Origin of the sequence: Sphingobium xenophagum (assembly GCF_031457465.1) — a bacterium.
Lineage (GTDB): Bacteria > Pseudomonadota > Alphaproteobacteria > Sphingomonadales > Sphingomonadaceae > Sphingobium > Sphingobium xenophagum_A.
The window spans coordinates 126447-150925 of the sequence record NZ_JAVDWV010000009.1; the positions used below are offsets into that span (position 1 = coordinate 126447).

Annotated in this window: 20 protein-coding genes; 7 read left to right on the forward strand and 13 right to left on the reverse strand. The window is 62.7% G+C overall.

The features are described from left to right. The first annotated feature begins 44 nt into the window (after positions 1–44). Together J2W40_RS11115 and J2W40_RS11120 are read left to right on the forward strand one after the other, a co-directional pair. Positions 45–623, forward strand: coding sequence for a nitroreductase family protein (locus J2W40_RS11115; protein WP_310224836.1), 579 nt, complete (start codon positions 45–47; stop codon positions 621–623). Between the two features lie 73 nt (positions 624–696). Further along, on the forward strand, positions 697–1041 hold the full coding sequence (locus tag J2W40_RS11120; protein WP_310224694.1) for a GntR family transcriptional regulator: 345 nt from the start codon (positions 697–699) through the stop codon (positions 1039–1041). 43 nt (positions 1042–1084) lie between these two features. Here the strand turns inward: J2W40_RS11120 and J2W40_RS11125 are convergent, their stop codons facing one another. The 8 genes from J2W40_RS11125 to J2W40_RS11160 form a co-directional block, all read right to left on the reverse strand. Further along, entirely contained in the window at positions 1085–3124 is a 2040-nt protein-coding gene (locus J2W40_RS11125; protein WP_310224696.1) for a tetratricopeptide repeat protein, read from the reverse strand. A 3-nt stretch (positions 3125–3127) separates the two neighbouring features. Beyond that, a complete protein-coding gene (prsR, locus tag J2W40_RS11130; protein WP_310224698.1) occupies positions 3128–4492 on the reverse strand; it encodes a PEP-CTERM-box response regulator transcription factor in 1365 nt (454 codons plus the stop codon). After that, positions 4492–6558, reverse strand: a complete 2067-nt coding sequence (prsK, locus tag J2W40_RS11135) for an XrtA/PEP-CTERM system histidine kinase PrsK (protein ID WP_310224700.1) — start codon at positions 6556–6558, stop codon at positions 4492–4494. Before prsK ends, prsR begins: the two co-directional genes overlap by 1 nt. 12 nt (positions 6559–6570) lie before the next feature. After that, positions 6571–7959: a TIGR03013 family XrtA/PEP-CTERM system glycosyltransferase gene (locus J2W40_RS11140; protein ID WP_310224702.1), complete on the reverse strand. Its 1389-nt coding sequence runs from the start codon at positions 7957–7959 to the stop codon at positions 6571–6573. A gap of 151 nt (positions 7960–8110) precedes the next feature. Then, positions 8111–8314, reverse strand: coding sequence for a hypothetical protein (locus J2W40_RS11145; protein WP_310224838.1), 204 nt, complete (start codon positions 8312–8314; stop codon positions 8111–8113). A 101-nt stretch (positions 8315–8415) separates the two neighbouring features. After that, positions 8416–9051 carry a sigma-70 family RNA polymerase sigma factor gene (locus J2W40_RS11150; protein ID WP_310224704.1) on the reverse strand — a complete coding sequence of 212 codons (636 nt, stop codon included), beginning with the start codon at positions 9049–9051 and terminating at the stop codon, positions 8416–8418. A 119-nt stretch (positions 9052–9170) separates the two neighbouring features. Next, the gene (locus J2W40_RS11155) at positions 9171–9302 is read right to left on the reverse strand and encodes a hypothetical protein (RefSeq protein ID WP_310224707.1); all 132 of its coding nucleotides are present in this window, start codon (positions 9300–9302) and stop codon (positions 9171–9173) included. A gap of 79 nt (positions 9303–9381) precedes the next feature. Then, on the reverse strand, positions 9382–10173 hold the full coding sequence (locus J2W40_RS11160; protein ID WP_310224840.1) for a response regulator: 792 nt from the start codon (positions 10171–10173) through the stop codon (positions 9382–9384). 279 nt (positions 10174–10452) lie between these two features. Between J2W40_RS11160 and J2W40_RS11165 the strand changes: the two genes are divergently transcribed. Both J2W40_RS11165 and J2W40_RS11170 read left to right on the forward strand, forming a co-directional pair. Continuing rightward, on the forward strand, positions 10453–10686 hold the full coding sequence (locus J2W40_RS11165; protein WP_310224709.1) for a NepR family anti-sigma factor: 234 nt from the start codon (positions 10453–10455) through the stop codon (positions 10684–10686). A gap of 88 nt (positions 10687–10774) precedes the next feature. Then, positions 10775–12286 (forward strand): sensor histidine kinase, encoded by a 1512-nt coding sequence (locus J2W40_RS11170; protein ID WP_310224712.1) that lies wholly within the window; start codon positions 10775–10777, stop codon positions 12284–12286. 3 nt (positions 12287–12289) lie between these two features. Here the strand turns inward: J2W40_RS11170 and tgt are convergent, their stop codons facing one another. Together tgt and J2W40_RS11180 are read right to left on the reverse strand one after the other, a co-directional pair. Continuing rightward, on the reverse strand, positions 12290–13420 hold the full coding sequence (tgt, locus tag J2W40_RS11175; protein ID WP_310224714.1) for a tRNA guanosine(34) transglycosylase Tgt: 1131 nt from the start codon (positions 13418–13420) through the stop codon (positions 12290–12292). Between the two features lie 31 nt (positions 13421–13451). Next, positions 13452–13589, reverse strand: coding sequence for a hypothetical protein (locus tag J2W40_RS11180; RefSeq protein WP_409050364.1), 138 nt, complete (start codon positions 13587–13589; stop codon positions 13452–13454). A gap of 348 nt (positions 13590–13937) precedes the next feature. Here J2W40_RS11180 and J2W40_RS11185 point away from each other — a divergent pair, with 348 nt between their 5' ends. Further along, complete coding sequence (locus tag J2W40_RS11185; protein ID WP_409050365.1) at positions 13938–14810, forward strand: crotonase/enoyl-CoA hydratase family protein; 873 nt, start codon at positions 13938–13940, stop codon at positions 14808–14810. Between the two features lie 11 nt (positions 14811–14821). Here J2W40_RS11185 and J2W40_RS11190 read toward each other — a convergent pair whose 3' ends face one another. Next, entirely contained in the window at positions 14822–16786 is a 1965-nt protein-coding gene (locus tag J2W40_RS11190; RefSeq protein ID WP_310224843.1) for a putative bifunctional diguanylate cyclase/phosphodiesterase, read from the reverse strand. Positions 16787–16904: 118 nt separating this feature from the next. Between J2W40_RS11190 and J2W40_RS11195 the strand changes: the two genes are divergently transcribed. Then, positions 16905–20249 carry a PAS-domain containing protein gene (locus tag J2W40_RS11195; protein WP_310224720.1) on the forward strand — a complete coding sequence of 1115 codons (3345 nt, stop codon included), beginning with the start codon at positions 16905–16907 and terminating at the stop codon, positions 20247–20249. Here the strand turns inward: J2W40_RS11195 and J2W40_RS11200 are convergent. Beyond that, a complete protein-coding gene (locus J2W40_RS11200) occupies positions 20235–20846 on the reverse strand; it encodes a LuxR C-terminal-related transcriptional regulator (protein ID WP_310224722.1) in 612 nt (203 codons plus the stop codon). The two genes, J2W40_RS11195 and J2W40_RS11200, sit on opposite strands and share 15 nt — an antisense overlap. Before the next feature lie 104 nt (positions 20847–20950). Then, positions 20951–22894, reverse strand: a complete 1944-nt coding sequence (gene acs / locus J2W40_RS11205) for an acetate--CoA ligase (protein ID WP_310224845.1) — start codon at positions 22892–22894, stop codon at positions 20951–20953. 245 nt (positions 22895–23139) lie between these two features. Between acs and J2W40_RS11210 the strand changes: the two genes are divergently transcribed. Then, a complete protein-coding gene (locus J2W40_RS11210; protein WP_310224723.1) occupies positions 23140–24468 on the forward strand; it encodes a DcaP family trimeric outer membrane transporter in 1329 nt (442 codons plus the stop codon). The last annotated feature ends 11 nt before the right edge of the window (positions 24469–24479 follow it).

The following is a 24479-nucleotide window of genomic DNA, read 5'->3' on the forward strand; positions in this document are numbered from 1 at the left end:
GCGGCCCTTGCGTCATGGCGGTGGTCGGGCCATTTGTCGCGGCGATGTTCAATGATCTGTCCTCCCCGCTCGCCCTGCTCCAGACCCGCCGGTCGGGCAAACCCCGCGACCTGATTGCGCCCGGTCCCGATGACGTGCAGTTACGGCAGATATTGGAAGTGGCGCTGCGGACGCCCGATCATGGCAAGTTGGCACCATGGCGATTCGTCGTCGTGCCATCGGCGCAGCGGGCGGCGTTGGCCGAGCTGCTGGAGAGCGCCTATCGCGCCGAGAAGCCCGATGCCGGGCGGCTGGAGATCGAGGCGATGCACCAGTTCGCGCATCAGGCCCCGACATTGGTGGTCGCGCTGTCCGCGCCGGTCGCGGGCAGTAAGATTCCGGTGTGGGAACAGCAATTGTCGGTGGGCGCGGCGATCATGAACCTGCTGCACGCCACCCATGCGCTGGGCTTTGCCGGTGGCTGGCTGACGGGGTGGCCGACCTATAATGACGATGTGCGCGCGGCCTTTGCGCAGGGGGACGAGACGATTGCGGGCTTCGTCTTCATCGGTACGCCGGGCAAGCCGCAGGAGGAGCGTCCCAGGCCAGATTATGACGCTATCGTATCGGTTTGGGACCGATAATTGCCGCTTTAACTATGATTCGCGCAATGGTCTGACTTGACCCGCGTGGCTGTATTATGGCAGTGATGCACCCATGGCCGACGACTCAAAACCCGTCTATCTCCGCCTGCGTGAGATCATTGCCGCTTCCATATTGGACGGAGATTATAGCGATGGCGACCTGCTGCCATCGGTGCGCGCCTTTGCCGCGACGCAGGGGGCCAATCCGCTGACCGTGGCGAAGGCCTATCAGAGCTTTCAGGATGATGGGCTGGTCGTCGTGCGGCGCGGGGTCGGCATGTTTGTGGCCGATGGCGCGACCCGGCGGCTGCGTGTAGCGGAGCGTGCCCATTTTCTGGAGACGGTATGGCCACCGGTGGCGGCGCAGATTCGGCGGCTGGGGATACGGGCCGACGATCTGGACTTGCAGAAGGCCTGAGGGTTTCGGCTGCGGGCCTGCGCTCGAAACGAACGGGCCTTAGCTAAAGCGCCGCTAGCGCATCGACTGCCGTTTGATGGCCCGCAAAATTCCTGACCGACACCGCCCGGCCCAGCGCCAGCTTGGCTTCATTCTTCCGACCTGCGGCGGCATAGGCCTGGCCCAGATGCAGGTTGAGCAGGGGATGGCCGGGGGCGCGGGCGACCGCCTTTTCCAGCAGATCGACCGCAGCCGGGCCTTTTTCGCCGGTTTGTAACAGTGTCCAGCCGTATATGTCCGCGATCATCGCGTTGGCAGGCATCAGGCGATAGGCGTGGGTGGCATAGGCGAGGGCCGCTGCACGATCCCCCGTTTCGACCGCAGCGCGGGCGAGGTCCGCCATCAGCAGCGCATCATTGTCGCCCACTTGCGCCCGAACCGCCTGCAGCATTCGCCGTGCAGCGCGCCAGTCTCTCGCGTTCATCGCCGCAGCAGCGGCGAGGCGGCGCATCGCGGTATCGGCCGGATTTTGCGCGAGGAATAGTTGCACGATCTGGGTCGCACGCGCTGGATCACCCGCGCGAGTCCACGCAGCGACGAGACGCAGCGCCACCGCTCGATCGAAACGGATATTGGCGGCGCTTTCATAGGCGCGCGCGGCCTCCCCCGCTCGCCCGGCTTCGCCCAGCGTATCGCCCAGGACAATCCAGGCATCGGGCGCGCCAGCATTGGCGCGGCTCAGCAGGCGCGCGCGCTCAAGCGCTGTGTCAATACGGTTGGTGCTGAGCAGGGCGCGAATATAGGGAATATTATCGCGCGCCGTTCCCGTGTTGACGGGTGCCGGACCATCGGCCAGTTGCCTGTCGCGAGGCCCAGCGAAAGGGTCGGCAGATGCGCGCGCCGGCCAGGCGGCGCGGGCCAGCATGTCGGCTGCCATGACGCGATTGCCCAGCGACTCCTGCACGCGCCCGGCAAGGGTCAGCACATAAGGGTCAGCATCCCGCTGAGCGACGATCGGGGCGAGCGTCGTCGCGGCCGCCGACATGTCGCCGCCCATTTGATGGGCGCGGGCGAGCAAGACCCGACCAGGCCGATTGTCCGGTTGCATCGCAACGAGCGGGGCGAGCGCCTCTGCCGCCAGAACGGCGTTACCATCCTGCAGATGCAACACGCCGCGCACCAACATGGTAGCTGGCTCACCATCCAGTCGCCCCTGCGTCCGCGCCAGCAGCGCGCGGGCAAGATCGGCCTTGCCTGCGCGGGCCGCCATGATGGCCTGCATCATCCATGCTCGCGGATTGTCGGGTTCGAGCGCGAGAATGCGGCGGGTGAGCGACAGCATCGCACCGGCTTCACCCGCATCGGCGAGCGTGGCGGCATATTGTTCGAGCGTCGGCACCGATTCAGGATTGGCGGCCAACGCACGGTCGAACCAGGGACGCGACGCGGTAAGACCATATTGGCTGCGCGTCAGTTCGGCACGCAGGGTCAGCGCTTTCCCATTGGTAGGGGCCAAAGCGACCGCGCGGTCGGCGGCACCAATCGCGCCGGCCTGATCGCCTATCGTCAGACGCAAGCGGCCAAGGACAACCCAGCTCTCAACGTCATTGGGACTGCCATCAAGGGCGCGCGCCAGCACGGATTGCGCTGTGCCCATATCCCCCTGCGCCATGGCAGCGCGTGCGATGATCCGCGCAACCGCGAGGTTTTGGTTGGCGGGAACGTCGGGCGCGCGGGCCTCTCGTAGCGCCACATCGGTTTCACCCTGTAGCAACAGCGCCTGCGCCATCACGTCGCGCGTCTCAGCCGCCGCCGCGCCCAGCTTGCGCGCGCGCTCGATTTCGGTCTGCGCACCTGCGCCATCGCCTAGCTCGACCAGCGCCCGTGCCTGTGCCGCCCGCGCCACGGCTGAGCGTGGGTCGGCTTTGATCGCGTTCATCAACTCGACCCGCGCGGTGCGGACATCCCCCTTGTCCAGTGCGGCAAGGCCACGGGCGAGTGCGGCGCTCCCATCCCGTTCATGCGCACGCCATTGCCACAGGGCAGCCGCGCCCAGAAGCAGTGATAGGATTGCGACGATCAGGGCGATGCGGGCACGGCTCATGAATTATCCCTGCATCTGATATTGTTTGAGAAGATCGTAGAGCGTGGGGCGGCTGATCCCCAACATCTTGGCAGCACCGGAAATATTACCGTCGGTGCGGGCGATAGCGCGCCTGATCGCCCGGCGATCGGCCATCTCGCGCGCAGCCTTGAGATTCACCAGTTCACCGCCCTCTTCCCGTTCCTTGTCCAGATCAAGATCGGCGGCAGTTACCAGCTTGCCATCGGCCATGATGACGGCGCGCTTCATGCGGTTTTCCAGTTCGCGCACATTGCCGGGCCAGGGCCAGGCGTCGAGCGCAGCGAGCGCATCGGGGGCCAGCCCCTTGACCGCCGGATTCATCTCGGCGGCGAAGCGGGTCAGGAAGTGGCGCGCCAGCAGCGCCGGATCGCCCGGCCGGTCCTTGAGCGCGGGAATGCGGATGACGATTTCAGCGAGGCGATAATAAAGATCCTCGCGGAAGCTGCCCGCCGCGATCATGGCATCAAGATCCTGATGCGTGGCGCAGACGATGCGCGTGTCGACGGCGATGGGCGTACGGCCGCCAATGCGTTCGATCACTCGCTCCTGCAGAAAGCGCAGCAGCTTGACCTGAAGCGCAAGCGGAATGTCGCCGACTTCATCCAGGAACAGCGTACCGCCCTGCGCCTGCTCGATTTTGCCCGGCGTCGTCTTGATGGCCCCCGTAAACGCACCCTTTTCATGGCCGAACAGTTCGGATTCGAGCAAGGTTTCGGGGATGGCGGCGCAGTTGATCGCCACGAACGCGCCATGGCGACGCGGACTGGCGTCGTGCAGCCCCTGGGCCAGCAATTCCTTGCCGGTGCCGCTTGCGCCCAGCAACAGCACCGATACCTGCGCGCTGGCCACGCGCTCTATCGTGCGGGCGACCTTCATCATTTCAGGCGCGCCTGTCAACACGCGGCCCAGCACCCGCCGATCGGTCGGCGCGGTCTCGGCGAGCCTTGCATTTTCCTGTTCCAGCGCATGGACGTGAAAGGCGCGTCGGACGATGAGGCCAAGCTCATCAATATCAACCGGCTTATGGTAGAAGTCGTAGGCACCCCCGGATATCGCGTCGAGCGCGCTTTCGCGGGCACCATGGCCGGACGCGACGATCACCTTGGTATCAGGCTTGATCCGCAATATGTCGGCGAGAGTTGCAAAGCCCTCGCTGGTGCCGTCCGGATCTGGCGGCAGACCAAGGTCGAGCGTTACAACATCAGGCGCGTGAGCACGCAGCAGTTCGACCGCTTCTTCCCGGTCACCGGCGATAAAAAGCTGATAATCCTCATAGGCCCAGCGCAATTGCCGCTGCAGGCCCGGATCATCCTCCACAATCAACAATTTGGGACGGATATCGCTCATCAGGCGGCCCTTTCCTGTGTCTGGGGTGCCAATGGAAGGCGCAAGGTGAAACGGCTACCTATGCCAGGGCGGCTGTCGACGTCGATCCGCCCACCCATCGCCAGCGCCAAGGCGCGCGCTTCAAACGCGCCGATCCCAAAACCGCCGACCTTGCTCGACGAAAAGGGCTTGAACAGTTCGCGGCGGACATATTCGGCGCTCATGCCCCGCCCCCTGTCAACGACCTCCACCAGCACATCGCTGGCGTCGGCCGACAGGCGCAGTTCGACGGGCACATCAGGCGCACTGGCATCAATGGCATTTTGGAGCAGATGGGTGATGATCTGTTCAACCCGCCCAGGGTCGGCGAGCGCGAGCGGTGCTTCACCGCTGACGAGAATGGGGTGCTGGCGCGCGCGGCCATGGGCCACATGATCAAGCAGGCCGCGCAACGCGACAGGGTGCGGGTCTTCGGCACGGCTCTTGTTATGCTGGGACAGGCGCGCGAGCAGATCATTCATCCTGCCGACCGATTCCTGAAGGGTCAGGATCATGTCGGCGCGAAAATCGGGATTGTCGGCATGGCGTGCGGCATTGCGCGCGAGCAGTGAGAGTTGGCTCACCAGATTCTTGATATCATGGATGATGAAGGCGAAACGGCGGTTAAATTCGTCGAAGCGGGCGGCATCGTCGAGCGCCTGCTGCCCCTGCGCTTCGCTGAGATAGGTGGCGGCTTGCCGCCCGGCGGCGCGCAACATATCGAAATCCTCCCAGTCGAGCCGACGGTCGATCGGTGGGCGGCCTAACAGTATCGCGCCGGTCAGACGATCGAAATGAATGAGCGGCACCAGCGCCCAAAGGCGGGAATCCTGCGTCATCCATTCCGGAAGCGGCAGCGTTGCGTCAGTGGCACGGCGCTTGCCGAGATCTATGATCCAGCCGCTTTGTTCCAGCCGCGCGACGGAGGCAGGCGGGACGGTCGCGCCTTCGGGCAGATCGCCACTCCAATTCCAGTCGGTTTCCAGCACAAGTCCGCCCTGATCATCACGCAAAAGCAGCAAAGCGGCGGACGAATCGGTGATGTCGGCAATCGCCTTGGCCACGCGCTCGCCGAGCGGCGCGGGATTTTGGCCAGGGCGACCAATCGTTTCGCCAAAGCGCATCCATTCGGTCCGATAATCGTAGCGATGCTGGAAGAAATGCTTGGCGACCTGCACTTTCCACAGCGCGCGCAGGCGGGGCGACGGCAAGAGGACCAGCGCCGTAACGGCCGTGAAGAACACGGCACCGATTTCCACCATACGTGCATAAGGTCCGGCAATCAGTTCGATCAGGACCGCAGCGGCGGTCAGCACGACCACGTAGAGCGCGACGGCAAAAACCGAGAGCGATTGGAACGTCAACGTGCGCGACAAGGTGAGCCGTTCCGCCATCCCCTTGCGCAGGCCAATGGCAATGGTGGGTGCAAGCAAAGCCATCAACAGCCCACGCAACGCATAGAGTTCGCTGGCGCGATGCGGCAAGAGATAGCCGATGGCATAGAGATTTAGGTCGTAGGTCCACATCGCCGCCAGTGCGCCGAACAGCAAGGTCACGCCGCCCCGCTCACGCAACGGCCATGCCGTGTAGAGGTGATGGAGCAGCAGCAGACTGCCGATCGCCGTCATCATGCGCAGGATCAGCGACACGGTTACGAGCGCCTGATGGAACTCGCTGTCTGGAGAAAGCTGATGCCAGGCGAGATCGGTGAAGGTCTGGAGCAGGATCAGGCCTGCAACTGCGGCATAGACGGTGACCACAGCCCGGATCGTCCCGCTGCGCCCGACCGGACCGCGCCGAAGCATGACGAACATCGTCAGCAGCCAGGCAGCGTTGCGCATATTTTCGCCCAGGCCAGACAAAGGCTTGGCGACGCCGCCGAACGAGACATAGAGCGCCCAGCAGGAGGTAAGCAGCAGCGCCACCGCCAGCATCCGCATTTCCGCAGCTTCGTTCCGCCGGCGAAACAGGAAGATACCCAGCGCCGCGAACAGCACCGCCGCCAGGGCATGGCCCCAGTCGCCGACAAATTGAAGCAGGACACCCATCGCCCGCCGCTCTTAACGCGCGCCGTCGGGCCAGAGGATGACCCGCACCGTCTGGATAAGGATCAACAGGTCGAGAAAGGGCGTGTAATTCTTGGCATAATAAAGATCATATTCGAGCTTGTGACGGCTATCCTCGATCGACGCGCCATAGGGGTAATTGATCTGCGCCCAGCCGGTGATGCCCGGCTTGACCATGTGCCGCTCGGCATAATAGCGCAGATGCTGTTCCAGATCCTCGACGAATTGACGCCGTTCGGGGCGAGGGCCGACGAAGCTCATCTCGCCTTTCAACACTGTCCAGGTTTGGGGCAGTTCGTCGATACGCAGCTTGCGCAGCCAATAGCCAAGGCGTGTGATGCGCGGATCGTCTTTCTCAGCCCAGACCGCCTTGCCTGCGACTTCCGCATCCTGGCGCATGGTCCGCAGCTTGACGATCCAAAATTCCTGACCGTAGAGGCCAACGCGCTGTTGCCGGTAAAAAGCCGGTCCCTTGCTATCCAGCTTCACCAGCAAGGCAGCAAGCAGGATGATCGGGCCCGTCAGCAGCAACAACAGCGAGCTGGCAAGAATATCGAACAGTCTTTTGGCGATGCTGGACAAGCGGCGGCCCGCCGAGAAGCCGTCGGAGAAAATCAGCCAACTAGGATTGACGCTATCCAGATCAACCCGGCCCGTTTCGCGTTCCAAAAAGGTGGACAGGTCGTTGACATGGACACCAGTGGTCTTGATCCGCAGCAGATCGGACATGGGAATGGCGTTACGCCTTTCCTCCAGCGCCAGCACCACTTCGCTGGCGTTCAGCCGGACGACGAAATCGGAAAGATTGTAGATGGCGCTGCGGTTGATGGCCTCCTGCACCACCTGCGGGCCGTCATTCATCGCGATATAGCCGACGACGAGATAGCCCGCCCCCCGCTTTTTCTCCAATTCGCGGATGCGGTCCGCGCGATTGCCCGCACCAAGGACCACCAATCGCCGCTTGAACGCTTCCCCGCCCAACATCGACCCCAACAAGATGCGGACAATGACCAGCAGGGCCATGGCAAAGCCCATGGCATACAGGGAATTGGAGCGCCAAAGCGTCATGCCCGGCAGCAGAAAATAGAGAACCGACAGGAAGATCACGCCCAAGGACACGGCAACCAGCAGGCGGGCGAAGGCGAAACGGATCGATTGAAGCGCTTCCGTGCCGTAGACGCCAACCGCGATCATGGCGGTTTGAACGGCGACGGCAAAACTGACCAACGGTCCCATGCGCGTCATCACATGGTCGATGTCCATGCCGATCTGGCGCGCCCGCAATATCCAGCCGCCCTCCGCCGCAAAAAGCAGGAGGAGGAAATCGAGCAGCCCAAGCAGCAGCACGGCGTGCGGCACATAATGTTTGAACAGCCTGATCATGTGTTACGCCCATTTTTCAGTCGCCAACAGGCGATACTGACAAGGTCGATCGCCTTACAATCTGCTGTAAGGAAATCCGACAGTGGGCGCACCCTGCCGTAAAATGGCAAAGAATTCCTGAATCCCGATCAATATCAAAAAGAAGATCGGCTTATTTCCGCAATCCATCGGCCGCGTTGCGCGCGGCCTTTTCGATTACCCTTGCCGCGTCATCCACGGATTTTGCGGTGTTCGTCACAGCATCGGCACGTTTGTCCCGGCGATTATCGTTCGTGAGATAGAAGAAGCCAATGGCCAGAATGAGCGCTATGGCGACCAAGGCAAAGGTGAGGCCGCTGCCACGCGGTCGGCCCATCCCATGTATCTTGGTCCGTCGAGCACCCTCACGGGAATTGATAGCCACGCGCCTCTCCTTTCAAACAAGGAGAACGAGCCACGGAATATGATCGTTCCCGTTCAGTCGACTTCCGATTGCGCGTCCCGCCCCCGACTAAGGCGATCCACATCTTCCATGATTTCGTCGAGGACAGCCGTATCGGTCGTTTCCTGGCTTCGTCGCGAAGGCAGGTCGCCGCTTTCCATAAGCAGTTCGAGTGCCGCACGACCACGAGCCACCCGGCTTTTGATGGTGCCCACGGCAACGCCGCAAATCTCGGCCGCCTCTTCATAGGCAAAGCCGCCCGCGCCAACCAGGATCAGCGCTTCGCGCTGGGGTTGGGGCAATTGCAGCAGGGCGCGCTGCATGTCGCTCAATTCGACATGCTTGTCCTGGCTGGCCGGTGCCGCAAGAATGCGATCGGCTGTCAGGTCGTCCCATTCACCGCGAAAGCGCGATCGGCGCATTTGCGAGAGATAATGGTTGCGTAGAATGATGAATGTCCAGGCGCGCATATTCGTGCCGGCCTGAAACCGGGCGCGTGCCGCCCATGCCTTAAGCAGGGTTTCCTGCACGAGATCATCCGCGACATCACGGTTGCCCGACAGGGAACGGCCAAAAGCACGAAGATGCGGAATGACCGCGGCCAGTTCACGCTTGAAATCCGAATCCGACAGCGCTGCGCGCTCCTCGACCGGCTCCACGTCTTCATCCATGGAAACAACCCCCATATTGGCTGTCGCCCTCGCCGCAGGAACCGACGTCGTCAAAGCCATAAATGCGCCTATACCTTAAATCAGATTTTGCCAGAGGCCCAAAGCCACAAACGCGATGGTCAGATCAAAAGAACGACCAGCATCCCAATGACAACCAATGCTAAAGATATGCCGAGGACGTAGCGCACGACATGGTTCTTGGACCCGCTGCGCACGTCTTCGGTGGTGATGCGTTCTTCCTGATCTGTCATAATCTCTCCCCGATCGTTACGCATGACTAACGCAACGATCGGCGGGGAGTTCCGACAAAGCGGGATATAAGCGTAACGATCAGGCCGGCGCGGTGGCCTGATCGAAGAAGAGCGCCTGCGAAATCGCCGCCTTGACGGTGGAGCGCTGGAACGGCTTGGTGATCAGGAAGGTCGGTTCGGGCCGCTCGCCTGTCAGCAGGCGTTCGGGGAAGGCGGTGATGAAAATGACAGGCACGGCAAATTCGGCCAGAATGTCCTTGACCGCATCAATCCCGCTGCTGTCATCCGCCAATTGAATGTCGGCCAGCACCAGGCCAGGACGATCAGCAAGCGCTTCGCGCACGGCGTCTTCGGCGGTTACTGCAATAGCGGTCACATCATGGCCAAGGTCGCGAACAATGGTTTCAATGTCCATCGCGATGATCGGCTCATCCTCGATGATCAAAACCTTGGCACGGGTCTGCGCTTCGATTTCACTCAGCGCTTCCTCAACCAGCCCTTCGACATCGACACTGTCCATGTCGATGAGATAGGCCACATCATCGACAGTGAAACCTTCCAACGCGGTCAGCAGCAGCGCCTGCCGCGGCAGGGGCGTCAAACGCGCAAGGCGCGCCTGAGCAATGGCTTCGCGATCCCCATCAGCCGTCAGCGGCACGTCTTCCAGATGCGCCGACGACCAGATGGCATGGAACGTACGGTAAAGGCCAAGACGCGGATCGACGTCGGAGGGAAACTCTTCCGGCGCGGCAACGATCGCTTCGAGCGCTGCGCGAACATAGGCGTCACCATGCGTCTGGCTGCCGGTCAGTGCGCGAGCATAGCGGCGCAGAAACGGAAGATGGGGGTGTAGTTGCTGTCCAAGCGACATCGTCAATTCGTCTCCCTGCCCAAAGCGGGCCTGTTGTATCCGACACGGGGAAGGATGGCGTAAAGGATGGAATGTCGATGCCCTGATGGCAACCCCCTTCCCTTCGATGCTCCCCGAACCGGCAGCGCGTAAAAAAACGCTAGCTTGGCCGGAACCAACGAAGGACCGATTTGTTTCGCAGTCACACGGTTTTTTCGATGAAGGTGCGTTTATCGTGACTTTAATGCGGAACGACGAATTGACGCGCCGCAAGATTCCCGCAAATACGGACAGGCTGGCGTGACAGAGATTGCTTCAGAGGGGCAGATTTTGGTTTCTTCTACCACGGAACACCGTTCGACCATGGCGGGCGAAGAGAAAAATGCGAAAAAGGCGGTTTCCTCGCGCAAAGGAAGGACCGCAAACCCGATGGACGAAGGCCATGTGTCCCAAGTATTGCGTACCGTCTATCAACGCGCGGTAGACGAGGATATTCCCGCGGAAATGCTGGATTTGTTGAACAAGCTAGGCTGATTTTTACATGGACCGGGGCAGCCCTCCTCCGGCGGCCCGGTCGCTGACGGAACCTATCTCCCAAATTTTCAGGTCTACTGGCGTTAAGATGTTTCTCATCCTGACGCTTGCACTCCTGCCACTTGGCCTGCTCGCCCTCATCGCCTCGCTTCAAGCCATACGCACGGCAGACCTTGAAAAAGAAGCGCTGCTTCGTGTCGCGGTGACGCAAAGCGCCCGCAAATTGACAGCGGACCTGCAATCGGATCGCACCGCCTTGCAACTGACCGTCGATAATCTGGCGTCAAATGGTGGCGACCGCAGCATTTGCGAGCGCCTGTCCCTGTTCCTTGCCTCAAATGATGCAGAAGGCGGACAATTTTACATCTATGATCGCGCTGGTCGTCGCTTGTGCGAGACCGGCATGCGCGAGCCTGCACAACTGAGCCTGACTAATCGCTTCGACGGGCCGCCGATCGAACTGCTCGCCAATGCGCCTTATCTGGTAAGCCGCGTCAACAGTGCAGACGAACGCATCACGGCACTGATCTACTATTCCCGCGAGCATCTGGAAAATGTCGCCGACCCCGCAACGGCATTGCAAAATCGTAAACTGACTCTTCGTCAGGGCGACCGGCTATTTGCGATCAGTCATATTCGAAAAGACCCGCCCGGCGGAAAGAGCAGCAGCTTGTCGGCGCGGCTGGACCCTTATGATATAGAATTAACGATGACGGTACGCGAACCGCCCGCCACAGTGGCGCGACTGCTGTCGCTGTTCCTGCCGCTGGTCATGTGGTTTGCGGCCGCAGCGATTGGGTGGTTCGTGGTCAATCGCGTATTGATCCGCCCACTGGTGATATTGCGGCGCGCGGTTGCCGCCTATCATCCGGGCGAAGTGCTGGAACCGCTGCAGCGGATGCGGACGCCAGCCCAGGAAATAGTCGATCTGGGCGAGACGTTCCGCGAAATCAGCGAGGATGTGGCGACCCATGAGGCCGAGATGGCCGAAGGGCTGGAAACGCAGCGCAAACTGACGCGCGAAGTCCATCATCGGGTCAAGAATAACCTTCAGATCATCGCCAGCCTCATCAACCTTCATGCCCGGTCGGCGCATGAACCCGAAGCGGTCGAAGCCTATGCCTCGATCCAGCGGCGCGTCGATGCCCTGTCGGTGGTACATCGCAATCATTTTGCCGAGTTGGAGGAAAATCGTGGTGTCGGCATTCGTCCGCTGATCAGTGAATTGTCCGCCAGTCTGCGCGGCACGGCGCCTGCCGCGGCGCGGCGCTTTGCAATCCAGATCGACAGCGATAACCTCCATATCAGTCAGGATGTGGCGGTGCCGATTGCGTTCCTGCTGACCGAGCTGGTTGAACTGGCGATGATGCTCGATCCCCAGGGGTCGATGCACATTGCGGCCCATATGCTGCAAGACCAGAAAGGCCGGGCCTTGCTAAGTGTGACGTCGTCGGGCCTGCGGACGTCCGAGGCGATGACGGCCCATCTGTCGGAACGCTATGGTCGCGTGCTGACGGGCCTGTCGCGCCAGTTGCGTTCCGCGCTGGACCATGACGGCGATGACGGCCGCTACACGATCGCGATAACGATCATTCCCTAAATTCTAGACGCGCTGATAATCGCGACGGAAGTCGGCCGCGAAGGGTGCAAATTGCCCGGCGGCAATGGCATCTCGAATGCCCTGCATTAACGCCTGATAGAAATGGATATTATGCTGGGTCATCAGCATCGCACCCAGCATTTCGCCAGCCTTGACGAGATGATGGAGATAGGCGCGGCTCCAGGTCGTGCAGACCGGGCAGGCGCAGCGCGGATCGAGCGGCCCCTGATCTTCGGCAAAACGGGCATTGCGGATGTTGAGTGGACCGGCCCAGGTGAAGGCTTGGCCATTGCGGCCCGACCGGGTGGGCAGCACGCAATCGAACATGTCGATCCCGCGCTCGACCGCACCGACGATATCGTCGGGCTTGCCTACGCCCATCAGATAACGGGGCTTGTCGGCGGGCAGCATGTCGGGCGCGAAGTCGAGCGTCGCGAACATCGCCTGCTGCCCCTCCCCCACCGCCAAGCCGCCCACGGCATAGCCGTCGAAGCCGATGTCGATCAGTTGCTGGGCCGATTCCCGCCGCAGCCCTTCATCGAGCGATCCCTGCTGGATGCCGAACAGCGCCGCGCGGTCGGCATGGACGCCGCCAGCATCGAAACCCTCGCGCGAGCGTTTGGCCCAGCGCATCGAGCGCTCCATGGACTTGGTCGCCTCCTCATGGGTGCAGCCATTTTTGGTGCATTCGTCAAAGGCCATGACGATATCGCTGTCTAGCAGGCGCTGGATCTCCATTGATCGCTCCGGCGTCAACATATGCTTCGACCCGTCGATATGACTTGAGAAGGCGACACCCTGCTCGCTCATCTTGGTCAGCGCCGACAGGCTCATCACCTGATAACCGCCGCTATCGGTCAGGATTGGCCGGTCCCAGCCCATGAACCCATGCAGCCCGCCCAGCCGCGCCATACGCTCTGCACCAGGGCGCAGCATGAGATGATAGGTATTGCCCAGGATGATGTCCGCGCCAGCCGCGCGCACTTCGGCCGGGCGCATCGCCTTCACCGTGGCGGCGGTGCCCACCGGCATGAAGGCAGGCGTGCGGATCTCGCCCCGGCGCATACTGATCGCGCCGGTACGGGCCTTGCCGTCGGTGGCGGCGATGGAAAAGGAGAAGCGGGGCTGGGTCATCTGCGCGCTCTAGGAGCGAACGTGCAGGCGTTCAACCCGCCTTGCGGACGCCGTCGAACAGCGCAAGCGCGTCGATATTGAAGCCTTCGACCCGGCGATAGGGACCGATGAAGCGCAGGCAATCGGTCGAAAGACGCAACGGCCAATGCGCGCCCGTGTGGTCGTGCAAAGCCAGGGTGGCTATTTGGGGATCAGATCGCTCTCGACGCATGCCAACCGAAATAATCGGCAAAGATTAACAAGATGTCTGGCATGAAGCTTTACGGTCGTCCGACAAGGTACTTTGTTGCAATATCGCAACTATCGCTGCGCATAGCCTTATTTTTGGGCGACCAGGGTGCAACAGTTGCGTATAAAGATGGTTAACAGGCTCGGTCTGGCGTGCCGCCGATTGCATCCTCCTCTCCTGCCTGTTTTGTTGAGACCCAACGAAAAATCGGGGGCGCACATGATTGATTCAGGACAATTTAATTCCGCGAGCGAAACAGGGGCGAAGCCGAGGCCAACCGGGGTGGACATGGTTAACGAGGACGCTGCGGAACGGGCGCTTGTGGCGGATATTGCGCGCTCCACCCTATTCGACCTGGGGCAAATCGACGTGCGGTGGGACGCGGAACTGGCGACCTTGTGGGCCTTCATGACGCCGCTGGAACGCCCCAATTCCAACCTGTCGCTGATTCGCGATACGATGTCCTGGCAGCGCGAGAGCCGCCGCCTGTTCGAAGACAAGGGCGGGATGCTGAAATTCATGGTGCTGGGGTCGCGCTTTCCCGGCGTGTTTAACCTGGGTGGCGATCTGGAGATGTTCGCCGAGTGCATCCAGCGCCGCGACCGCGACACGTTGCTGCGCTATGGCATCGCCTGCTGCGAAATCGTCGATCGCATCTGGCACTGTAACGACATGAACATCATCAATATCGGGCTGGCGCAGGGGGACGCGCTGGGCGGTGGCCTTGAAGCATTGATGTGCTTTGACGTCATCATCGCCGAGCGGCAGGCGCGCTTTGGCCTGCCCGAAGTGTTGTTCGGCCTGTTCCCCGGCATGGGCGCCTATTCCATCCTGTCGCGCCGGGTCGGCCCGGTGCTGGCACGCCAGATGATTACCGACGGGCGCGTCTATAGCGCCGAGGAGATGTTCGACATGGGCATCGTCACCCAGGTCGTCGAGCAGGGCGAAGGCGAGGCCGCCACCATCGCCTGGATCAAGGATCACCGGGCGCATCATGCCGGTTATGTCGGCATCAACCGCGCCGGACGGCGGGTCAATCCGATGACGCTGGACGAACTGACCGATATCGTGACCACCTGGACCGACACGGCCCTGGCCCTGTCGGACCGTGATCTGCGAATGATGCGGCGATTGGCGGCGGCACAGACACGCCTGCGCTGATCGCGCGCGGTTCAGGCAAGGCGGCGGCGGCGGACGACCGGGTCGGGCCGTTCCTCGCCATGGAGCGGCCCCGCCTCGATCAGTTCGATGATCCGTTCATTCGTGACCGGTCGGCTGAACAAATAGCCCTGAACATTGGTGAAGCCAGCTTCGCGCGCATGGGCGAGTTGGTCCTGCGTCTCGATCCCTTCGGCGACGGTGTCCATCGACAGGTCGCGCGCGAGATTGCCGATCGCGCGGACGATCGCGCGATCTTCGGCGTTGGCGCTGATCCCCGCCATGAAGCTCTGGTCGATCTTGAGCGTGTCGAACCGGTAGGAGCGCAGATAGGAGAGCGAGGAATAGCCAGTGCCGAAATCGTCCAGCGCCAGCCGCAGGCCGATACGCTGGAGTTCGCGCAGGATCGTGCTGGTCTGGCCGCTATCGTCAAGGAAGATGGATTCGGTGACTTCGAGTTCAAGCCGTCGGGCGGGCAAGCCGGTTTCTAGCAATGCGGCGATGACGTGGCTGGGCAGGTCGTGCGACTTGAGCGAGGCGGGCGAGATGTTGATGGCCACGCGAACCTCACCAGGCCACCCCGCTGCCGCGATGCAGGCCTGACGCAGCACCCAGCCAGTCAAGGCTTCGATCAATCCCATGCTTTCAGCGATCGGAATAAATTCAGACGGTGGAATGGAGCCGAGCACGGGATGGTTCCACCGGATCAGCGCTTCGCACGCATCAATATCGCCGCCGTCGAGCGCGACGATCGGCTGGAACATGAGTTGGAGTTCATCTCCGTCCAGCGCTCGGCGCAGGCCGGTTTCGATTTCGTGGATGCGGTTGAACCGTTCCTTCAGCGACCAGTTGAAGCTGGACGCCCGATTGCGTCCGGCCCCTTTCGCTTCATACAGCGCCAGATCCGCATGCTGCATCAATTCATCCATGTCACGGCCGTCCTGCGGGGCCACGGCATAGCCGATCGAGGCCGTAACCTGGAGATGATGATCGCCTAGATCGAAGCCGTGCGCGAAATCCGTGATTATCTCCTGGGCGATCGTCGCCGCCGCAACCCGGTCCGTATCGGGGCAGATGATGACAAATTCATCGCCACCAAAGCGAGCAACCCGTCCCTGTCCCTGTACGATCTCGTTCAAACGCTCGGCGACAACGCGCAGCAGCCGGTCCCCGATCATATGGCCAAGGGAGTCGTTAATCTCCTTGAACCGATCGACATCCATCCACAAAATGGCAACGGCATCGGCGCGTTTGTCATTGGTTTCGAAAATATCGCGCAACCGCATCTGCATCGCCATGCGATTTTCAAGGCCGGTCAGATTGTCGTACCGCGCCAACCGCTCGAATTTTTCTGCCAGTAACGACTTGTCGCGCCGACCGATCAACGCCTGGACAACAATGCGATGCGTGGTCGAACTGATTTCGGCCAGGCCCAATATCATGGCCACCATGGCAACCGACAGCACACGATAGCCTGTCGAACCTTCCAGCCACAGGCCGAGCGCTGTCGGCAGCAGGGCAAGGCAAACCTGACCAATGGCGATCTGCACGCGGCCCGCATTACGGCCGGAAATACCGCCGGCATAGCCCGTGGCCATCGACACGCTGAGCATATGAATAACGGAATTGGTTGATCCGATGAGGGTGACGAATCCCATGAGGCCCAGCAGCCCTGAATAGGCCCACGCCCCCAACTCATAGGCCAATTCCCAGCGTCGCGAGGCGACCGCCATACCGCGCACCAACTGGCGATGAAAGAAAATGGCGGAGAAGACGCGCAGCCCGGCAACAAGGCACAGCGTCGCAACGACCACATGGATGGCGAGGCCGTCCGACAGGCTGCTGATGACGAGGCCGACAGCCGTTCCGGTGGCCGCGCCGATGGTGAGCGATGCGGGCGAGGCGTAGAGCGTTTCGACCAAGCTCCGCCGGACATCGGTATCCTCCTCCGACGACTGCGCTGCGCGCCTTTCCAACAATTTTCTCAAAGCGCCCAAATGGCCGGTCTCCGGTTCCCCGTCCCTCTTGGCAGTTTCCCTTTATTTTTTCGTTAACCCCAAGACGCCAGCGAACTGGCGCGTTCGCGCGCGTAAGCCTATGCCTGTCAACCTGATCGCTGCAGACTGCGGGAGCATCACCATATCTGCGAAGCTGTTCATCGCCCTTGCCTATGTCCTCCTGCTGTTCGGGGGGACGGCGCTGGCGCATGCGTATCGCCATCGGCTGCGCCAATCGCGCTGGCGTATCCACGCCTACACCCTGGCTTTGGGGGTCTATTGCACCAGTTGGACCTATTTCGGCGCGGTAGGCACGGCGGCGACCGGGGGATGGAGCTATCTGCCCATCTATCTTGGCCCGATCCTGCTGATGATCGCGGGCGGGCCGTTTCTGCGACGGCTGAACGCCGAGGTGCAGGCAGATGGCGCGACGTCGATTTCCGACTTTATCGGGTCGCGTTTCGGCAAGAGCCGAACCGTAGCGGCACTGGTGACGCTGATCCTGTTGTTCGGCACCATTCCCTATATCGCGCTGCAATTGCGGTCTGTGGCGCTCAGCTTCGCGCTGGTATCGGGCATCACGCAGCCGACAGCGCCGCTGGTCGGGGCGGCGGCGATGCTGGCGCTGTTCGCCCTCGCCTTTGGGGCGCGGCGCTATCAGGTTTCCGGACAGAATGAGGCGATATTGTTCGCCGTCGCCTTCGAATCGCTGTTCAAGCTCGTCGCCTTGTTGCTGGTCGCGGGGCTGGCGGTCTGGCTGCTGTGGAGTGCCCCGACCGACCGGATAGTCGAAGGCATGGCAACCTTTCGCAGCGGATTTGCGCCAGCGCGGCTGGACGTGAACTTCGTTGTCACAACCTTATTGTCGCTGCTGACGATCATTTGCCTGCCGCGCCATTTCTTCATCAGCGTGACGGAATCGCGCACGCCCGCCGACATATTGACGGCGCGCTGGGGCTTTGTGGTCTATCTGCTGGTGACGGTGCTGGCGGTGCTGCCGATCGCTGCGGCCGGTGTGACGCTGCTGGGCCAAGGCGCAGCGCCGGACCTGTTCGTCCTCAGCCTACCGCAAGATTTCGGCTATCATCGGCTGGGGCTATTCGTCTTTCTGGGCGGGCTGTCGGCGGCGCTGGCGATGGTTGTCACAGAGATCGTCGCCATCTCCAGCATGATCTCCAATGATCTGTTCGCACCCGCCCTGCTCCGACGATCGTCAGGCGATTCGCATATGGGCGAGCGGTTGTTGTGGATACGCCGCAGCGCCATCGTCGCGCTGATCGGCGCGGCAGTACTCTATGCGATGGCCATCCCATCCACCACGCAATTGGCGTCGGTCGGGCTGATCGCCTTTGTCGCTATTGCCCAATGTGCGCCTGCCCTGATCTGCGCGGTCTATCGGCCGCATAATGACCCGCTGGCGGGCAAGGCGGCGCTGCTGACGGGCTTTGCCTTGTGGTTCGTCATCCTGTTCCTGCCCGCGATCGGCAGCGACGCGGTGACGCCGCCCGCCTGGAACGGCATCAGCGCGGTGACGGCGGGCACGCTGATCAGCCTGGGTGGCAATTTGCTTGCCTTCCTGCTGGTGTCGGCGCGCAGCGTTGGCGCGGTACGACTGGTCCGGCAACGGGGGATTGCGCCGGTCACGACGATGGAGGCGCTGGGCGACCTTGTGACCCGCTTCGTCGGCGCGGAGGCGATGATCGAGGCGTTCGGCGCGACCGAAGGGAGCGATGCGCCGATCGACCGGGCCAGCGCGCGGGTGGCCGAGCGGCTGATCGGCAGCGTCGTGGGCGCGTCGTCCGCGCGGGCCATCATGGCGTCGGCGATTTCGGGCCAGGGCATGGGCTTTGCGCAGATTGCCAAGGTGCTTGATGCGTCGGGGCAATCGCTGCATTTTTCGCAAGGTCTGCTGGCGGCGACGCTGGAGAATATCGATGTGGGCGTGAGCGTAGTCGATCGCGACCTGCGGCTGGTAGCGTGGAACAGCCGCTATCTCGACCTGTTCGATTATCCCCCCGGCCTGATCCGGGGCGGCGTGCCGGTCGCCGACCTCATTCGTTTCAACGCCGAGCGCGGTGATTGCGGTCCCGGCGAAGTGGAGGACCATGTCGCCCGGCGGCTGGCGCATATGCGCAGCCGTCGCCAGCATGCGTTCGAGCGGCATCGCGCCGATGGTCGCTGGATCAAGACGGTGGGCGGCCCTATGCCCGATGGCGGCTATGTCATGTCCTTCACCGACATCACGGTCGAAGCGCAGGCGCGGGCGGCGACCGAGACGGCGCGGCGCGACCTGGAGCATGCGGTGGCGGCGCGGACGGCAGAGTTGAGCGACGTCAATGTGAAGCTGGCGGCGGCGATGGCTGACAAGACCCGCTTCCTCGCGGCAGCGAGCCATGACCTGTTGCAGCCGCTGCATGCCGCGATGCTGTTTTCGTCAGCCTTGCGGCGGCGGCTGGGGGAACCGGAGCAAGCGATCTTGGCGCGGCTTGATCGCTCAATCGAGGGGGCGAACGACCTGTTGCGCGCCTTGCTCGACATATCCAAACTGGACGCGGGCGGGGTGAAACCGCAACCGACCCGCTTTGCCGTGCGGCCGATGCTGGTTGATCTCGCCGAGAGTTTTCAGCCGCTGGCGGCGGAAAAGAGCTTGGTGCTAAGGGTTGGTCCGGGGGATGGCTGGGTCGAGACGGATCGGAGCCTCTTGCGGTCGATCGTCCAGAATTTCCTGTCCAACGCCATCCGCTATACCGACGAGGGTCGCATCCTCGTCGCGGTGCGACGGCGAGGCGCTGCAGTTCGCATCGAGATATGGGATAGCGGAATCGGCATTGCGCCGGACAAGCTGGCGCTGATCTTTCGCGAGTTCGAGCGGCTGGGTCAGGGGAGCGAGAGCGGCATCGGTCTGGGGCTGGCGATCGTCGAGCGATCGGCCGCGTTGATCGGCGGGACGGTGGCGGTGCGATCCTGGCCCGGCAAGGGCAGTTGCTTTGCGATCAGCCTGCCACTGGTGGCGGCGTCGCCGATTGCGATGGCACCCGTGGCGGCGGCGCTCCCCGCACCGACGACCGGCCTGCGCCTGCTCGTCGTGGACGATGACCCGGCCAATCGCGCAGCGATGCAGGCCGCTTTGGAGAGCATGGGGCATGGCTGCGTAGTGGCGGCGACGGAAAGCGAGGCGTTGGCGGCCAGCGGGCCATTTGATGGGGCTTTGGTGGATTTTGCCCTGGGCACGGCGCGCGACGGCATCGACCTGATCGACGCGCTGCGCGGTCGGTCGCCGGGGTTGGCGGTGGCGCTGGTGACCGCCGAGCGCGGCGAAGCGATGCTGGCGCGCCTCGCCGAGCGGGATATTCCCCTGCTCGCCAAGCCTTTGGCGGCAGCGGTGCTGGAACAGTGGATTGTAGAGGTAGCGCGACGCGGCGCTGGCGGGTCAGTGGTTCCCTAATCCCAGCGCGCGGGCGGCCAGTGCCGCCTGAGTCCGGTTCTGGACGCCGAGTTTGGCGAGGACCGTGGTCATGTGCGACTTGATGGTCGATTCAGCGACGCCCAAGTCCCAGGCGATTTGCTTGTTGAGCTGGCCATCCAACACGCCGAGCAGGACGCGCAATTGCGTGGGCGTCAGCGAGGCCACTTTGCCCGCCATCTCATCCACCTCGTCCGGCATCAACGGCGTGACGGCGGGAGTTTCGCCTGCCAAAGCGGCGGCGATAGCGTCTTCGATGACGCTCAGATCCTGATCCTTGCCGATGAAGCCGACCGCGCCATAGCGGCGCGCTTCGGCGGCGGCGATCTGCGCGTCAGCGCTGGAAATGACGAGAATGGGGACGGAGGGGCGTTCAGCATGCAACAGGGCGACGCCGGAAAAGCCGACCGATCCCGGCATTTTGAGGTCGAGCAGGATGAGCAGCAAGTCGCTGGCGGCGGTGGCGGTTTCCACCGCGCGGTCCAGCGTCGCCGCCTCCACGATCCGCGCTTCGGGCGCGACGTTGGAGGCCGCCATGACCAAGGCCTGACGGAAAAGCGGATGATCGTCCGCCACCAAGATCGTACCTGTCGCCGTTGGCTCGTCCTTCCCTCTCCGCTGTCATCCTGCCCCTTGTTGGGCAGCGATGCAAATAGGGGCTAATCCCTAGCCCGGCAACCGCTTCAGGCGGCTGCCATCTGGCTGTCGGCGATCAGCGCTTCGACCACCGACGGGTCGGCGAGCGTCGAGATATCGCCCAGCGCATCGGTTTCGCCTTCGGCGATCTTGCGCAGGATGCGGCGCATGATCTTGCCCGATCGGGTCTTGGGCAGGCCGGGGGCGAACTGGATGATGTCGGGCGTGGCAATCGGGCCGATCTCGCTGCGGACCCAGGCGACGAGCTGCTTGCGCAACTCTTCGGACGGCTCCTCATGCGCGTTGAGCGTCACATAGGCGTAAATGCCCTGTCCCTTGATCGGGTGCGGCATGCCCACAACCGCCGCTTCGGCGACCTTGGCATGGGCGACGAGCGCGCTTTCGACTTCGGCGGTGCCCATGCGGTGGCCCGACACGTTGATGACGTCATCGACCCGACCGGTGATCCAATAATAGCCATCGGCATCGCGGCGGGCGCCGTCACCGGTGAAATAGCGGCCGGGATAAGTCGTGAAATAGGTTTGGAAGAAACGCTCATGATCGCCATAGACGGTCCGCATCTGGCCGGGCCAGCTTTTGGCGATGCAGAGGTTGCCCTCAGTCGCGCCGTCCAGTTCCTTGCCATCGGCATCGACCAGCAAGGGGTGAACGCCGAACAGCGGCTTGGTCGCAGAGCCGGGCTTCAAGTCGGTCGCGCCGGGTAGCGGGGCGATGAGAATGCCGCCCGTTTCGGTCTGCCACCAGGTATCGACGATCGGGCAGCGGCCTTCGCCGACGACGCGGTGATACCATTGCCAGGCTTCCGGGTTGATCGGCTCGCCGACGCTGCCCAGGATGCGGAGCGACTTGCGGCTGGTGCCCTGCACGAAGGCGTCGCCCTCGCGCATCAAGGCGCGCAACGCGGTGGGCGCGGTGTAGAAGATGGCGACATTCCATTTGTCGCAGACCTGCCAGAAACGGCTATGGTCGGGATAGTTGGGGACGCCTTCGAACATCAGGGTGGTCGCGCCATTGGCGAGCGGGCCGTAGACGACATAGCTATGGCCGGTGACCCAGCCGATGTCGGCGGTACACCAATAGACTTCGCCGGGTCGGTAATCGAACACCTGGGCGTGGGTCATCGCCGCCCAGAGGAGGTAGCCGCCGGTGCTGTGGAGGACGCCCTTGGGGGTGCCGGTCGAACCGGAGGTGTAGAGGATGAACAGCGGGTCTTCCGCGCCCATCGCTTCGGCCGGGCAATCCGGCGCGGCGGCATCGCGGGCGGGGCCGTAGAAGAGGTCGCGGCCATCGACCATTGGCACATCCGCGCCGGTGCGCTGGACGACGATGACGGTTTCGACCGAAGTGCAATGGGCGAGTGCCGCATCGACATTGGCCTTCAGCGGCACGGCCTTGCCGCCGCGCAGCCCTTCGTCGGCGGTGATGACCAGGCGGGAGTCGCAGTCGCGGATGCGGCTGGCGAGGCTGTCGGGCGAGAAGCCGCCGAAGACGATCGAGTGGACCGCACCGATGCGGGTGCAGGCCAGCATGGCGAAAGCGGCTTCAGGGATCATCGGCAGATAGAGCGTCACCCGGTCGCCGCGACGGACCCCATGTCCCTTGAGCACATTGGCAAAGCGGCAGACTTCCTCATGCAGTTGGGCATAGGTGATGACCCGGCTTTCGCTCGGATTATCGCCTTCCCAGATGATCGCGGGCTGATCGCCCCGTTCGGCGAGATGCCGGTCAATGCAGTTGGCCGAGACGTTGAGTTGACCGTCTGCGAACCAGCTTATCCCGAAATCGGCTTCATCGAAGCTGCTTTCATCCACCTTGGTAAAGGGGGTGATCCAGTCGAGCCGCTGCGCCTGATCGCGCCAGAAGGCATCGGGATCGGCCAGCGCCTGCGCATGCATCCGGGCGGCATCTGCAGCAGTGACGCGCGCATCAACGGCGAGGGATGCGGGAACGGGATAGAGGGATTCGCTCATCATGTTGGCCTCTCCAAACTCTTTCGCACTAGCGTAACGACCGGAGGGCCGCGCGCCATCCTCGACCAAAGTGGGAGGGACTTGCGACCATGGTCCGCCTTATCCTCCCCCTGCCCCGCGCCGCATGATGCAAGCATGGCCGGATCGCCACATCCCTTCGCAGAAAGGGGCGACCCGCGGGGAGAGGATGAATGATGACGAATAGGGCATTCATAAATCTAAGGCGCGGGATTGCGATGGGCGCGATGGCGGTCGCTATTGTCAACGCCCCCAGCGCCATGGCGCAGACGGCACGCGAAGCGGAGCTGGAAGCGCGTCTCAACCAGTTGGAAGCCGCCGTGTCGGCGCTGCGCAGCGAGTTGACGCAGGCGCGATCCGAGCAACAGACATCGACGCAGATCGCGCAGAAGGCCGATAGCCGGGTCGCGGCGCTGGAAGCCAAGCCGACCTCCGACGGCTTCAAGGTCGGCGCCACCACCTTCAAGCTGGGCGGCTTCGTTAAGGTCGTCGGCAGCGCGACGCGCTATGACGATGGCGCGGTGCCGGGCGGGTCGCTGGGCAAGGAATTCTACCTGCCGCAGCAGATTCCGGTCGGCGGGCAAAGTAGCCGCGATATCATCGGCCATGCTCGCCAGACGCGGCTGTCATTCAGCACCTCCACCCCGCTGGGTGGCAAGGAGGTCAAGAGCGTCATCGAGTTCGACTTCGCGCTGGCCGCCGCGCCTTTGGGGGCGCAGCGGGCGACCAACCCCTATGTGCCGACCTTTCGCCGGGGCTTCATCAGCTATGGCAACTGGCTGATCGGGCAGGAGTGGACGACCTTCCAGAATCCTGGCCATCTGCCCGAATCGACCGATTTTGTGGGGCCGATGGACGGCGCGATCTTCGTGCGGCAGATGATGGTGCAGTATAAGCAACCGCTGGGCGGCGGCTTCGATCTCTATCTGGCGGCGGAAAATCCGCAGACCGAGACGGAGACGACGACCGCCCCTGCCCTCGTTGACAATGATCAGGATCGCATCCCCGATCTCGTCGCCAAGCTCGCCTATAAGGGCGCGATCGGCGAACTGCATGTCGCCGGGTTGGTGCGGCAATTGTCGGTGCGCAACAATGGCGTCGGCGACACGGCAATGGGCTGGGGCATCACGACGGGCGGCAAGATTCCGTTCGGGCCGGAAGGGCGGCACGACCTGCGCTTCCTGGCCACCTATGGTCATGGCATGGGTCGCTATTTCACGGTCGGCTATGCGCCCGACGCCATCTACGACAGCGCCATCGGCAACCAATTGCATGTGGTCGACAATGTCGCTGGCTTTGCCGCGCTCAAGCTCGGCTGGACGCCGACGATCCGATCGACCTTCATGGTCGGATACCAGCATGCCGACTATCCCGGCGGCATCCTGTTGCCGGATCTGGCCAACAAGGCGGCCTATAGCCTGGCGGGCAACCTGTTCTGGTCGCCGGTCAAGAATCTGGATTTCGGTATCGAGTATCGCCATGCTCAGCGGGAAGTCGTCAGTGGCCTGAAGGGCCAGATGGACCGTGTCGAGATGGCCGCGAAATATACTTTTTAAGGGAGAGGGCA

What these genes read in the sequence shown, in the direction of transcription:
- J2W40_RS11115 (WP_310224836.1), top strand. Translation starts at nt 45, where the DNA reads ATGTTCAATGATCTGTCCTCCCCGCTCGCCCTGCTCCAGACCCGCCGG.
- J2W40_RS11120 (WP_310224694.1), top strand. Translation starts at nt 697, where the DNA reads ATGGCCGACGACTCAAAACCCGTCTATCTCCGCCTGCGTGAGATCATT.
- J2W40_RS11125 (WP_310224696.1), bottom strand. Translation starts at nt 3,124, where the DNA reads ATGAGCCGTGCCCGCATCGCCCTGATCGTCGCAATCCTATCACTGCTT.
- prsR (WP_310224698.1), bottom strand. Translation starts at nt 4,492, where the DNA reads ATGAGCGATATCCGTCCCAAATTGTTGATTGTGGAGGATGATCCGGGC.
- prsK (WP_310224700.1), bottom strand. Translation starts at nt 6,558, where the DNA reads ATGGGTGTCCTGCTTCAATTTGTCGGCGACTGGGGCCATGCCCTGGCG.
- J2W40_RS11140 (WP_310224702.1), bottom strand. Translation starts at nt 7,959, where the DNA reads ATGATCAGGCTGTTCAAACATTATGTGCCGCACGCCGTGCTGCTGCTT.
- J2W40_RS11145 (WP_310224838.1), bottom strand. Translation starts at nt 8,314, where the DNA reads ATGGGCCGACCGCGTGGCAGCGGCCTCACCTTTGCCTTGGTCGCCATA.
- J2W40_RS11150 (WP_310224704.1), bottom strand. Translation starts at nt 9,051, where the DNA reads ATGGATGAAGACGTGGAGCCGGTCGAGGAGCGCGCAGCGCTGTCGGAT.
- J2W40_RS11155 (WP_310224707.1), bottom strand. Translation starts at nt 9,302, where the DNA reads ATGACAGATCAGGAAGAACGCATCACCACCGAAGACGTGCGCAGCGGG.
- J2W40_RS11160 (WP_310224840.1), bottom strand. Translation starts at nt 10,173, where the DNA reads ATGTCGCTTGGACAGCAACTACACCCCCATCTTCCGTTTCTGCGCCGC.
- J2W40_RS11170 (WP_310224712.1), top strand. Translation starts at nt 10,775, where the DNA reads ATGTTTCTCATCCTGACGCTTGCACTCCTGCCACTTGGCCTGCTCGCC.
- tgt (WP_310224714.1), bottom strand. Translation starts at nt 13,420, where the DNA reads ATGACCCAGCCCCGCTTCTCCTTTTCCATCGCCGCCACCGACGGCAAG.
- J2W40_RS11185 (WP_409050365.1), top strand. Translation starts at nt 13,938, where the DNA reads ATGGTTAACGAGGACGCTGCGGAACGGGCGCTTGTGGCGGATATTGCG.
- J2W40_RS11195 (WP_310224720.1), top strand. Translation starts at nt 16,905, where the DNA reads ATGCCTGTCAACCTGATCGCTGCAGACTGCGGGAGCATCACCATATCT.
- acs (WP_310224845.1), bottom strand. Translation starts at nt 22,894, where the DNA reads ATGAGCGAATCCCTCTATCCCGTTCCCGCATCCCTCGCCGTTGATGCG.
- J2W40_RS11210 (WP_310224723.1), top strand. Translation starts at nt 23,140, where the DNA reads ATGGCGGTCGCTATTGTCAACGCCCCCAGCGCCATGGCGCAGACGGCA.